At 35.4% G+C, this 12,913-nt stretch carries 10 protein-coding genes and 1 riboswitch; of the genes, 8 read left to right on the top strand and 2 right to left on the bottom strand.

The window, feature by feature from the left end; translation table 11 throughout:
* The first annotated feature begins 170 nt into the window (after positions 1-170).
* From HMPREF3058_RS00295 to rarD, 4 genes are all read left to right on the top strand, one after another.
* On the top strand, positions 171-1,511 hold the full coding sequence (locus HMPREF3058_RS00295) for a glucose transporter GlcP (protein ID WP_001830529.1): 1,341 nt from the start codon (positions 171-173) through the stop codon (positions 1,509-1,511).
* A gap of 154 nt (positions 1,512-1,665) precedes the next feature.
* The gene (locus HMPREF3058_RS00300) at positions 1,666-3,369 is read left to right on the top strand and encodes an ABC-ATPase domain-containing protein (protein WP_002491265.1); all 1,704 of its coding nucleotides are present in this window, start codon (positions 1,666-1,668) and stop codon (positions 3,367-3,369) included.
* 94 nt (positions 3,370-3,463) lie between these two features.
* On the top strand, positions 3,464-3,961 hold the full coding sequence (locus HMPREF3058_RS00305; RefSeq protein WP_002487537.1) for a MepB family protein: 498 nt from the start codon (positions 3,464-3,466) through the stop codon (positions 3,959-3,961).
* Between the two features lie 134 nt (positions 3,962-4,095).
* Positions 4,096-4,998 carry an EamA family transporter RarD gene (gene rarD / locus HMPREF3058_RS00310; RefSeq protein ID WP_002458084.1) on the top strand — a complete coding sequence of 301 codons (903 nt, stop codon included), beginning with the start codon at positions 4,096-4,098 and terminating at the stop codon, positions 4,996-4,998.
* Positions 4,999-5,097: 99 nt separating this feature from the next.
* Here the strand turns inward: rarD and HMPREF3058_RS00315 are convergent, their stop codons facing one another.
* Both HMPREF3058_RS00315 and HMPREF3058_RS00320 read right to left on the bottom strand, forming a co-directional pair.
* Positions 5,098-6,009 (bottom strand): ABC transporter substrate-binding protein, encoded by a 912-nt coding sequence (locus HMPREF3058_RS00315; protein ID WP_002491251.1) that lies wholly within the window; start codon positions 6,007-6,009, stop codon positions 5,098-5,100.
* 55 nt (positions 6,010-6,064) lie between these two features.
* Positions 6,065-6,166: riboswitch (TPP riboswitch) on the bottom strand.
* Between the two features lie 159 nt (positions 6,167-6,325).
* Positions 6,326-7,744, bottom strand: a complete 1,419-nt coding sequence (locus tag HMPREF3058_RS00320) for an anion permease (protein ID WP_002458082.1) — start codon at positions 7,742-7,744, stop codon at positions 6,326-6,328.
* Between the two features lie 316 nt (positions 7,745-8,060).
* On the opposite strand from HMPREF3058_RS00320, the gene lpdA reads away from it, so the two are divergent.
* From lpdA to HMPREF3058_RS00340, 4 genes are all read left to right on the top strand, one after another.
* Complete coding sequence (gene lpdA, locus HMPREF3058_RS00325; RefSeq protein WP_070731026.1) at positions 8,061-9,413, top strand: dihydrolipoyl dehydrogenase; 1,353 nt, start codon at positions 8,061-8,063, stop codon at positions 9,411-9,413.
* A gap of 41 nt (positions 9,414-9,454) precedes the next feature.
* Positions 9,455-10,408, top strand: coding sequence for a thiamine pyrophosphate-dependent dehydrogenase E1 component subunit alpha (locus tag HMPREF3058_RS00330; RefSeq protein WP_002487528.1), 954 nt, complete (start codon positions 9,455-9,457; stop codon positions 10,406-10,408).
* 70 nt (positions 10,409-10,478) lie between these two features.
* A complete protein-coding gene (locus tag HMPREF3058_RS00335; RefSeq protein WP_002475401.1) occupies positions 10,479-11,519 on the top strand; it encodes an alpha-ketoacid dehydrogenase subunit beta in 1,041 nt (346 codons plus the stop codon).
* 13 nt (positions 11,520-11,532) lie between these two features.
* The gene (locus tag HMPREF3058_RS00340) at positions 11,533-12,810 is read left to right on the top strand and encodes a dihydrolipoamide acetyltransferase family protein (RefSeq protein WP_002491304.1); all 1,278 of its coding nucleotides are present in this window, start codon (positions 11,533-11,535) and stop codon (positions 12,808-12,810) included.
* Positions 12,811-12,913 lie beyond the last annotated feature (103 nt).

The following is a 12,913-nucleotide window of genomic DNA, read 5'->3' on the forward strand; positions in this document are numbered from 1 at the left end:
ATTAGTGAAGTTATTGATATAGATAATTTAAGCAATATGATGATATTTATTTATACTTGACTTGAATATCAAATCATAACCATTCATAAGTAAATGTTAATAAAATTATGTTGAAACGCTTTCATATAGGCATTATAATTAGTCTAGCTATAGAAAAAGGAATGATACGAATGAAAGCAAATAAGTATTTAATCTTTATTTTGGGAGCACTTGGTGGCTTATTATATGGTTATGATAATGGTGTGATTTCCGGTGCTTTATTATTTATACATAAAGACATACCTCTCAATAGTACAACTGAGGGTATCGTTGTGTCTTCAATGTTAATTGGCGCAATAGTCGGTGCAGGAAGCAGTGGCCCACTTGCCGATAAATTAGGTCGTCGACGTCTAGTAATGCTCATCGCTATTGTATTTATTATTGGGGCACTGATTCTTGCTGCATCAACCAATTTAGCATTATTAATTATTGGACGTTTAATTATTGGTTTAGCAGTGGGTGGTTCGATGTCTACAGTACCTGTTTATTTAAGTGAAATGGCGCCGACAGAATATCGTGGTTCACTAGGTTCACTTAATCAACTAATGATTACAATTGGTATTTTAGCAGCATATTTAGTCAACTATGCATTTGCGGATATTGAGGGTTGGCGTTGGATGCTTGGATTAGCAGTTGTTCCATCGGTTATTTTACTCGTGGGTATTTATTTTATGCCTGAGAGTCCAAGATGGTTACTTGAAAATAGAAACGAAGAAGCCGCTCGTCAAGTGATGAAGATTACCTATGACGATAGCGAAATTGATAAAGAACTTAAAGAAATGAAAGAAATTAACGCTATCTCTGAATCAACATGGACAGTCATTAAATCACCATGGTTAGGTAGAATATTAATTGTAGGTTGTATATTTGCTATTTTCCAACAATTTATTGGTATCAATGCGGTCATTTTCTATTCATCTTCAATCTTTGCTAAGGCTGGACTAGGTGAAGCGGCGTCTATATTAGGTTCAGTTGGTATAGGAACTATTAATGTTCTTGTAACAATAGTTGCCATTTTTGTAGTAGATAAGATTGATCGTAAAAAATTACTTGTTGGTGGTAATATTGGTATGATTGCCTCATTATTAATTATGGCAATCTTAATTTGGACAATTGGAATCGCTTCATCAGCGTGGATTATTATTGTTTGTTTATCATTATTTATCGTATTCTTCGGGATTTCTTGGGGACCTGTTCTATGGGTTATGCTACCTGAATTATTCCCGATGCGCGCACGTGGCGCTGCTACTGGTATTTCAGCGCTTGTGCTAAATATTGGAACGCTTATCGTGTCATTATTCTTCCCAATATTAAGTGATGCATTAAGTACAGAATGGGTATTCTTAATTTTTGCGTTCATAGGTGTTTTAGCGATGATTTTCGTAATTAAATTCTTACCAGAAACACGCGGACGTAGTTTAGAAGAAATAGAATATGAATTACGTGAACGTACAGGCGCAAGAACTGAATAATTACAATGTGAAGTACTTCAAATTTTCAATGTATAGTTGAAAATTTGGAGTATTTTTTAGTTCAAATATTTTTGTAGGAATGTCAACGTTTAGTACACTTGATAATAAGCACAAGAATAAAAGTAATGATATATGAACGTTGGAGGTTGAAAATATGAAAAGTGCCCAAGCACTTGAACAGACTTTAACATCGTTAGACGGTCAAAAGTACGGTGCGTATAAGCAAATAAAAGACATATACGAATTTAATTTATTTAAACTACGTGTTGATCATATTCAAGCTGATCCATTTGCGCCACCATCTAAGATGAGTGTCGTTATAGATCGCCAACAAGCAAAATTTCCTGATTCTTTATTAAATTCTGAACTGAAACAACGGGCTGTGAGTGATTACTTAGCACGCGTGTTTCATAAGCAGATTCAATCAATAGTAGCCCAAGATAAAAAAGTAAGTAAAATTCAAATTGATAGTTGTGGCCAAGAAATCTTAGAGCGTACCGCAGTAGTAATTAAGAACTATCAAATTGAGGCACGTATTGAAGTTGGATTACCAGCACGAGGACGTACCATATTAGGTAGAATAGCAAGACATACACTTATTAATGTATTGCCTCAAATAGTAGAAAATGCCTTATGTTATCGCAACATTAATGGTTCACAATTGCAACAACAAGTTGAATTAATGATGGATCAAGAGGAGATTAGACAACAGTTAGTAAAACGTGACCTTGTTGCATTTGTAGCAAATGGTGCTATTTTACCAAGAAAAAGTGGTGTTTCAGATCTACCTATGAATAACGCTATTGAATTTAAAAGTCCTAAACAATATGAGATTGTAATGAAACTATCGAGTGGCAAAGTTATTAAGGGTATGGGTATTCCCAAAGGCATTACATTAATAGTTGGAGGCGGTTATCATGGTAAATCAACATTACTTGAAGCGTTAGAACGAGGTATATATAATCATATTGCTGGTGATGGTAGAGAATATGTGATTACAAATCAAGATGCAATGAAAATTCGTGCTGAAGACGGAAGAAGTATTCAAAATGTTAATATCCAGCCATTTATTGATCATTTACCAGGTGAAAAAGATACTACACATTTTTCAACTGAAAATGCGAGTGGTAGTACGTCTCAAGCTGCAAATGTCATGGAAGCTTTAGAATCACAAGCGTCATTGTTACTCATTGATGAAGATACATCTGCAACGAATTTCATGATTCGTGATGGTCGTATGCAACGTTTAATTGCTCCCGAAAAAGAGCCGATTACACCCTTTTCTAATAAGGTAAAAGCATTATATGACGACCATAACGTGTCGACTATTCTAATCGTTGGAGGTTCGGGAGATTATTTTGACGTGGCAGATCAAGTATTGATGATGGATGAATATGTGTTGAAAGATGTTACGCAACATGCTAAAGACATTGCGCAGTCAGACGGTTATCAAAGAAAGGTTTCTTCTCACAATCAGTTCGGTCACATTCCATCAAGAATTCCGTTGAGAGCGAGTTTTAATCAAAAAGGGAAACGTGATCGCTTTAAAGCTAAAGGATTGAATGTAGTAACGTATGGTAAGGAAACTATTCATATTTCTGGCTTAGAACAACTTGTCGATGACAGTCAAACACAAGGTTTAGCGATGATGTTAAGTTATGTAAAAAATGAATTGCTAGATGACAAAAGTACGATTGTAGAATTGACCAATTGTTTGTATCAACGGATTGAGAAGCACGGATTAGATGTTATATCAAATCATCATGGGCATCCTGGTCATTTAGCGCTACCTAGAAAGCAGGAGTTTATTGCGACACTTAATCGATATCGTAGATTAAAAATAAAGCAAAGGGAATAAATATATGCCCATTTTAAATATTTATTATAAAAGTATCTCAGAGTTTGCGTCGATGTGTTGAACTTTGAGACTGAAAATAAAGGGGAGTATGAAGATGAAGTCTTCAGTTCGATTGTTGAATCACATCATAAAGATAATGAATTTACAACAATCATTAATTATAAGAGATGAACAATGGAATCAGTTTTATGAGGCATACAATTTTAATATTAATGGCTACGTATTTAAAAGTAGGTTAGCTAAAAAAACAACAAAGAAAAAAGGATATTTTTTATCGCTTTGGGAAAAAGATAAAACAAAGAAAAATCGTGCATTTGACTACGAATCATTTCCTGGGAAATTAATTGTACACGTGATAGATGATTCTCAAGTAGGTCAGTTTATTTTTCCAAAACATGTACTTTTTCATAAAGGTATTTTAAGACATCATGAATCTAAAGGGAAAATGGCTTTTCGAGTGTATCCTACTTGGGAGAAAGATTTAAATCGTGTCGCTCAAAAGACACAAGCGTGGCAAAAACAATACTTTATAGATATGTCTCAAACAATTGATGTACCAAGTATTAAACGTGCTTATTTTAATGAAGATTGATTATAAAATCAAAAGCTGTGCGCAAACAGATATGTGTAAATATTACTGTTTTATTAGTAGACTTGATTACATAACTGTCAATGAGTTGGAATGAGTCTCATTTTCTAATCACTTATATTGAGGGAGGGTTAATGGTGTCTTCGGAGTATAAAAAAGGAATATTTTTAGCTTTAGGTGCTTATATTTTATGGGGGATTTTACCCATTTATTGGCGTTTAATTGATGAAATAGGCGCTTTTGAAATTTTGGCATTCCGCATTATTTTTTCAGTGATATTTATGATTTTTGTGCTCATTATAGGAAAAAATCAACGGAACGCTTTTTTTAGAGATGTTAATCAGTTGGTATCGCATCCCGTACAACTTATTGCCATCATAGTTGCAGGGTATGTTATTACAGTGAATTGGGGGACATTTATTTGGGCAGTATCTAATGGTCACGTGCTACAATCTAGCCTAGGTTACTACATTAACCCACTAGTGAGTATCGTCTTGGCGCTTATATTTTTAAAAGAGAGATTTAATAAATTCGAATGGTTAGCCATCATCTTTGCATTAGTAGGCGTACTTTATATGACAATAAAAATCGGTGAATTTCCATTTATTTCACTTCTGTTAGCATTTTCTTTTGGTATTTATGGTTTACTAAAAAAGATTGTGCATATCGATGCGATAAGTAGCATCACTATTGAATGTATTGTTACTGCACCAGCAGGTTTAATCTATGTTATTTACCTATGGCAGCAACAACACATAACATTTGGATTAAATATATCATCATTTTGGCTACTATTTTCAGGTGCAATTACAGCAATACCATTGATCCTGTTTTCAGCAGGTGCTAAGCGAATTCCATTATCGTTAACTGGCTTCATTCAATATGTAGGGCCGACAATCATGTTTATCTTAGGTATCTTTGTCTTTAAAGAGCCATTTAACACTGATCAATTGATTACCTTTATTTTTATATGGATAGGTATTGTGTTATATAGTATTTCTCAATATGTTCAAATTAAGAAAAACCCAGTTGTAAAATAAATATACCTTCACTTTATTTGATGTGCATTCTCTAAATTAGATATTGATTCTAACTATTGATGTGTACATCAACGTTTAAATAGAGTGAAGGTGTATTTTTTATTTTGTATATCGACTGAATAGTAGTTGATTTGTAAAATATAAAGTTGGGTTAATCGTGTCTTTAATATCATTGACTTCTTTAAGCCACAACTGTAAATCATTGTAGTAGTCGGAACTCATAGACAAATCATTTGTAAAACATTTAGTTGTTGCTTCAATTGTATCTTTGTTTAATTGGTTAGAGATATCAGTTCGAGTATACATTGAGTAAATTTCAATTGCACTTGCTAAATGATGATTGATGTAATGAATGGCCTTTTGAATGACTTTAAGAAACTTTTTAAGTTTGATCTCACTCGTATTTAATACTTCAGGTGTAGTAATGAAAATGAGTTGACAAAAATCGGGTACATTATAATTTTTTAGTGGAAAATAATCTACATTTAGTCCTTGATTTTTAGCTTCAAGAATTTCAAAATTTTCGAAAATAAGTGTAGCAGCATCAGCTTTATCAGTTAAAAGTGCATCAGTATGATAAAAGCTATGATTAACTGGTGTGATGTCACCCTCTTTATATGTGCCGCCATCTGCTTCAATCATCGTTTTAGCCATGGCAATACCACCTGGACCGGGAGCGCCAGGATATTGAAGTCGCTTACCGATTAAATCTTTGGGGCGAGCGATATTTTTATCTTTGTTATACATAATACCGCCGTTAGTGTGAAGATATCTCGCAAACCCGATGACGTTTTGTTCTTTAGCTCTATCTTGAACCAGATGAATAGGTTCAGTAATCGCGATATCCATTGAACCATTTTCAATCTCGTCTAATGCATCAAAGTGCTCTTTTGGTTCAATCATCTCAATTTCTAATGATTCTTCTTTAAACCATCCTTTTTCAATACCTATGATTAACGGCATATGATCAGGATTTAAAAACCATTCTAAACCTACTGTTAATTTGTCCATAAAAAATTCCTCCATCCATTTAATTATTGCGTAAAAAAGTGAATGAAGAAACAGTTGTCAATATTGCTCACTTTCCTACGCTGGTGCTAACCAACAGGTTCAAGGGTTGAAAGTAGACTTTCTCTCAGCAAATTGAATTGCACCCCTAGTGATACTGGTTAATCTATGTACAGAATAACATAGATGAATTGAGTAAAAAGTAAAATGAATATAGCAAATATTAATCATGGGAGTATGATGCAAAAAAATAAGCTAACGTTTCAAACGTTAGCTTACAATATATTTGATGAACGGAAGTTTAATTAAAATTCTAACTTTACATCATACCAATGAGTTTCATCCATAGTGAACCTAATCCGATCCAAATAATAAAATAGACTATACCAAGTACAATATTCATAGTCCACCAGCGCTTTTGTGTAACATAGCCAGCTGCGTATAATATAGGCGCTGGTCCACTACTATAGTGTGTTGTTGATGCCAGTAAGTTACCAAAGAACCCTAACATTAATGCACTGAATAATGGCGGTGCACCCGAAGCGACTGCAACACCGAGTAACGCGGCGTACATGGCGCTGACATGTGCTGTTGCACTTGCGAATAAATAATGTGAGTAGAAATAAAACAAGATGAGTAAAACTAAAACGATAGGCCAACTAAAGCCATTCAAACCTTGAGCAATGAGTTTGCTTAACCAAGGGATAAAGCCTAACTTGTTTAATTGTTCTGCCATTAATACAAGAACTGAGAACCAAACGAGTGTATTCCATGCGCCTGTTTCATTTAAAATATCTGACCATGCTAATACACCTGTTAATAATAACAATGCTAAAGCAATAAATGCGGTGAGCGTAGCATCCACATTAATGAAGCTTCCTAATACCCACAAAGCCAATGCAATGATAAAGATACCAACCATCACTTTTTCGGCTATAGACATATGTCCCATTTCTTCTAGTTGTTCAGTAGCCCATTTTTTAGCGTTAGGCGTTTCTTTAACAGTTGGTGGGTATAATTTATAAATAATGAAAGGGACAACGATGAGAGAAATTAATCCGGGTATAATAGCAGCAACAAACCAATTCATCCATGTAATTTGAACGTGTGCCGTTTTTTCAGCCAAACTTTGCGCTATAGGGTTACCGGCCATAGCTGTTAAAAACATAGCTGAAGTAATTAAATTACCTTGGAACTCAGTAAAGATTAAAAACGCACCCATTTTTCTCTCAGAGCCATCTTTCGGCGATGAACCAAATGACTCTGACAAAGACTTAATGATTGGAAACATAATACCACCAGCACGTGCTGTATTACTTGGAGTAGCAGGAGCTAAGATAAGATCAACACCAACAAGTGAATAAGCCAAACCAAGCGTTTTCTTTCCAAATAATTTAACGAATTGTAGAGCAATACGTCGACCTAGCCCTGTTTTTACAAATCCTCTTGAAATGAAAAAGGCCATTGCAATAAGCCAAATACTACTATTACCGAAGCCTTGAACGGCAGTTTTTGTATCAACAATTCCAACCAAAATCATGATTGTAAACCCAATGATTGATACGGCACCTATAGTCATAGGTTGAGTAATACAAGCAATGATGGTTGACACAAAAATAGCAAACATATACCAGGCTTGATCATTTAAGGCATCTGGTTTAATAGGTGTCAATGCCCAGATAATTAAACCAACGACAATAGGTAGAATAAACTTACGATATTTAACAGTACTTCCCACGACACCATCTTCCTTTATCTAAAATCTTTTTTACATTTTAATCATAGTCTTATCACACGCTGATGTACAGGTCTTTTTATAATTATACAATCTTTAAACATCATTACTTTTTTAAATCAGTTTAAGAGTTAGATAAACAGTAATTTATAAAGTATTAATAATAAATAACATACAATTGTTTGAAAACTCAAAATACTTGAAGTAGAATGGAATTGAAGGAATAAGAAAGCGCTTACAAATGTAAAATTTCTTATTCCTCATGCAAATGAAATTGGGATGGCACAACGTACTATTGGTGAAAGGAGGCATTTATTATATGAGTAAATCATATGACTTAATCGTAATAGGAGCTGGACCTGGTGGCTATGTAGCTGCAATACGTGGTGCGCAACTTGGTAAAAATGTTGCAGTCATTGAAAAAAATAATGCTGGAGGCACGTGCTTAAATGTAGGTTGCATCCCCTCTAAAACGTTGTTAGAACACGGCGAGAAAGCACACAACATACGAGTTGCAAATGATTGGGGTATCACAACGAAAGACTTAAAAATTGATTTTACTCAATTTGTCCAACGTAAAAAGAAAGTTGTACAAACACTTACGGGTGGCGTGAAGCAGTTGTTAAAGAAAAATAAAGTTGCTTATATTGAAGGGGAAGCACGAATTTCTAAAAACTTAAAAGTGGACGTTAACAATGAAACGTATCAAGCGAAAGATATAATTTTAGCAACTGGCAGTCAGCCGTTCATTCCACCAATTGATGGGTTAGATCAAGTCAATTATGAAACAACCGATACATTTTTCGATTTAGAGAAACTACCAAAACAGTTAGCGGTTATCGGTGGGGGTGTGATTGCAACTGAACTCGCATCCTCAATGGCTGATCTTGGAGTTAGAGTTACGATAATAGAAGTTGCAGATGACATTTTATTAACTGAAATCAACGAAACTAGAGAAATGTTAAAAGCACATTTAGATAATCAAGGTATTAAGATACTGACGAAAGCAAAGATAAAACAAGTTAAGGAATCGAAAATAATATTAGATGGGCAAGATGATGTTAGCTTTGATACCCTTCTTGTTGCAACAGGTAGACAACCAAATACGCAAGTTGCAAAGGATTTAAATTTGGAAATGGATGGTAAATTCTTTAAAATCAATGAACATTATGAAACGAGTCAAAAACATGTCTATGCTATAGGAGATTTAATTAAAGGATATCAACTTGCACATGCAGCAAGTGCGCATGGCATTCATGTTGTCGAAACAATAATGAACAAACAGCCGTCACTTGTGCGTCAAGAAGATATTACGCGTTGTATATACACAAGACTTGAAGCAGCATCAGTTGGGTTATCAGAAGCGCAAGCTAAAGAGGCTGGTTATGATGTGAAAGTGACTCAATCAGCATTTCAAGGGAATGCAAAGGCGTTAATCAAAGGAGAAAATGAAGGATTTATTAAACTTGTCGTTGATAAAAAGTATGGAGAGGTTCTTGGTGCTTTTATTGTAGGACCACATGCTACCGATATAATTGGAGAACTTTTAAGTGTCAAAGCATCAGAGGGTACGATTCATGAACTTTCTCAAATTATTCAACCACACCCGGCTTTATTAGAAGCAATAGGTGAGAGTGCAGATGCATTTTTTGATTCTGCAATTCATATGTAGTTTTAAACTTTATGACCTATGAAAGATAGGAGGAATTGACAATGAAAATGGAAAAAGAACAAGCACGTTGGATTTATAAAACGATGAACGAAATTCGATTTTTTGAAGAAAAGGTACACAAAATTTTTAGTGATGGTAGAATCCCAGGATTCGTACACTTATATGTAGGTGAAGAAGCCGTTGCAACAGGTGTTATGTCTCAATTAAGTGATGATGACTATATTACAAGTACACACCGTGGTCATGGTCATGCGATTGCAAAAGGATGCGATTTAAATGGTATGATGGCAGAAATTATGGGCAAACGTGACGGATTAGGTCACGGTAAAGGTGGCTCAATGCATGTTGCAGAAATTGACAAAGGAATGCTCGGTGCGAATGGTATTGTCAGTGGTGGTTTTGGGTTAGCAATTGGCGCAAGTATTTCTATCATCAATCAAGGTAAAGATAATGTTGCGGTATGTTTCTTTGGTGATGGTGCTGCAAATGAAGGTAATTTCCATGAAGGTCTTAATTTTGCTTCAATTTTAGATTTACCTGTTCTTTTTATATGTGAAAATAACCAATTTGCTGAAGGAACAACACATGACTACGCAAGTGCTTCTGAAACAATTGCAGAGCGTGCTGCGGCTTATAATATGCCGGGTGTACGTGTTGATGGCATGGATGTTGTGGAAGTATATAAAGCAACACAAGAGGCTGTAGAACGCGCTAAAAAAGGTGAAGGACCAACGTTAATTGAATGTGATACGTATCGTAAATATGGACATTTTGAAGGTGATGAGCAAAAAGTAAAATCACCAGATGATCGTAATGCAGATAAAAATGCGACAGTTGAATTTAGAAAAAGAGCAATTGAAGAAAATTGGCTCACTGAAAAAGAAGCAGATGAAATAGAAAAAGTAGCTGAGCAAGCGGTAGAAGATGCTGTGAAATTTGCTGAAGAAAGCGAATTACCAGATGAGGATTCATTATACAAAGATGTTTTTGCTTAAAGCAAAAGGTTGGAATATTTATTAAAAGATATAAGAACAAATGACCTAACCACATAAGGAGGTTTTTACGATGAGTGAAGAACGCAAGTTAACATTTATGGGTGCTATTAATGAAGCCATTGACCAATCTATGGAAAAAGATGAGGATGTCATTTTAATTGGTACTGATGTCTCAGGTGGTGCAAAGGTAGACCACATCAAAGATGACGATACATTCGGTGGTGTATTTGGTGTAACAAAAGGACTCGCAAAAAAATATAGTCGTAAACGTGTAATCGATACACCGATTGCTGAGCACATTACATTGAGCACGGCAGTAGGAGCTGCTGCGACGGGGCTACGTCCAATTGCTGAACTCATGTTCAACGACTTTATCGGATTTGGTTTAGATCCCATTTTAAATCAAGGTGCAAAAATGAGATATATGTTTGGTGGAAAAGCCAAAATCCCACTAGTTGTACGTACTGTTCATGGAGCAGGGGCAAGCGCTGCTGCACAGCACTCTCAGTCTTTATATAATATGTTTGCAGCAATTCCAGGAGTTAAAGTTGTTGTTCCATCTAATCCATATGATGCGAAAGGTCTATTGATGTCAGCTATTCAAGAGGACAATCTTGTTGTCTTTTCAGAAGATAAAACATTATTAGGACAAAAAGGTAATGTTCCTGAAGAACCTTATACTATAGAAATTGGTAAAGCCAATGTGACGCGTGAAGGTGACGATTTAACAATTGTGGCTATTGGCAAAATGGTAGCTGTAGCAGAAGAAACTGCTGAAAAACTTGCAGAAGATCAAGTATCAGTTGAGGTCATCGATTTACGCTCAGTGTCACCGTGGGATCAAGAGACAGTTTTAGATTCTGTGAAGAAAACGGGCCGCCTAATTGTTATTGACGAATCTAATCCACAGTGTAACATTGCTGGAGACGTTGCTTCAGTGATTGGAGATGTAGGATTTGATTACTTAGATGGTCCAATTAAGAAAGTGACTGCCCCAGACACTCCTGTACCATTTGCAGCGAACTTAGAGGCGGCATATATGCCGAATGCTGATAAGGTATTAAATATTGCATCTGAATTAATTGATGATTTAAAAAAGGCTAACGCATAGGAGGTGTATCACAATGAGTGAAAATATTATTATGCCAAAGCTTGGAATGACAATGAAAGAGGGAACTGTTGAAGAGTGGTTTAAATCAGAGGGTGACACCGTAAAACAAGGAGAGAGTATTGTTACAATAAGCTCTGAAAAATTAACCAACGACGTTGAAGCGCCGGCGAGTGGGACATTGTTAAAAATTAAAGTGCACGCCGGAGAAGATGCAGCAGTTAAAGCTGTATTAGGTGTAATTGGAGAAGAAGGGGAAGCTATTGATAAAGATGAAGATGATTTAGCATCAGAAAAAGTAAAAGAAGACAACGAGCATGAAAAAGAAACGCAAGAAGTTAAAGATACATCACAACAATCTTCCGATAATAAAGATAATTCGCCTAAAAGCGCATCACGAGAAAGAATCTTTATCTCACCGCTTGCACGTAATATGGCTGAGGATAAAGGATTAGACATTAACAAGATAAAAGGCACGGGCGGTAATCATCGTATTACAAAACTAGATATTCAACGTGTTGAAGCAAATGGATACGACTATGCTAGTGATACGACATCTAATGAAGATACAAGTCATGTTCCAACACATACTGTGGATACAAGTGCGATTGGTGAAGGATTGAATCCTATGCGTCAACGTATTGCTCAAAATATGAGACAAAGTCTTAATAATACTGCTCAATTAACATTACATCGTAAGGTTGATGCGGATCGCTTGCTAGATTTCAAAGACAGATTAGCTACGGAACTTAAACAAGCAGATCAAGATGTTAAATTAACTGTTACTGCATTATTAGCTAAAGCAGTAGTGCTTGCACTTAAAGAATATGGAGCAATGAATGCACGTTATGAACAAGGCGAATTAACTGAGTATGAAGATGTCCATTTAGGAATCGCAACGTCTTTAGACGAAGGCCTTATGGTGCCAGTGATTAATCATGCAGATACAAAAAGTATCGGTACTTTAGCCCATGAAATTAAATCATCGGCTGAAGCTATTCGTGAAGGAAACACAGGAGCAGTGAAATTAGAGGGAGCAACATTTACAATCACTAATATGGGTGCTAGTGGTATAGAATACTTTACACCAATTTTAAATTTAGGTGAAACAGGTATTCTAGGCGTTGGTGCTTTAACTAAAGAAGTCGTGCTAGAAGCGGATAACATTAAACAAGTTTCAAAAATTCCTTTAAGTCTGACATTTGATCATCAAATTTTAGATGGTGCAGGTGCGGCCGATTTTCTTAAAGTACTAGCTAAATATATCGAAAACCCTTATTTATTGATGTTATAGGTAGTGACAATGAATGGGCTAACAACATTGAACAATTTTGTTAGCCCGCTTTCATTTAATTTCAAAATAAAGATTGATAGAGCACTGATAAAAATCAGTAAGA

The sequence above is a fragment of the Staphylococcus sp. HMSC068G11 genome (assembly GCF_001815825.1).
Classification (GTDB): domain Bacteria; phylum Bacillota; class Bacilli; order Staphylococcales; family Staphylococcaceae; genus Staphylococcus; species Staphylococcus epidermidis.

What these genes read in the sequence shown, in the direction of transcription:
- HMPREF3058_RS00295 (WP_001830529.1), top strand. Translation starts at nt 171, where the DNA reads ATGAAAGCAAATAAGTATTTAATCTTTATTTTGGGAGCACTTGGTGGC.
- HMPREF3058_RS00330 (WP_002487528.1), top strand. Translation starts at nt 9,455, where the DNA reads ATGAAAATGGAAAAAGAACAAGCACGTTGGATTTATAAAACGATGAAC.
- lpdA (WP_070731026.1), top strand. Translation starts at nt 8,061, where the DNA reads ATGAGTAAATCATATGACTTAATCGTAATAGGAGCTGGACCTGGTGGC.
- HMPREF3058_RS00305 (WP_002487537.1), top strand. Translation starts at nt 3,464, where the DNA reads ATGAAGTCTTCAGTTCGATTGTTGAATCACATCATAAAGATAATGAAT.
- HMPREF3058_RS00335 (WP_002475401.1), top strand. Translation starts at nt 10,479, where the DNA reads ATGAGTGAAGAACGCAAGTTAACATTTATGGGTGCTATTAATGAAGCC.
- HMPREF3058_RS00315 (WP_002491251.1), bottom strand. Translation starts at nt 6,009, where the DNA reads ATGGACAAATTAACAGTAGGTTTAGAATGGTTTTTAAATCCTGATCAT.
- HMPREF3058_RS00340 (WP_002491304.1), top strand. Translation starts at nt 11,533, where the DNA reads ATGAGTGAAAATATTATTATGCCAAAGCTTGGAATGACAATGAAAGAG.
- HMPREF3058_RS00300 (WP_002491265.1), top strand. Translation starts at nt 1,666, where the DNA reads ATGAAAAGTGCCCAAGCACTTGAACAGACTTTAACATCGTTAGACGGT.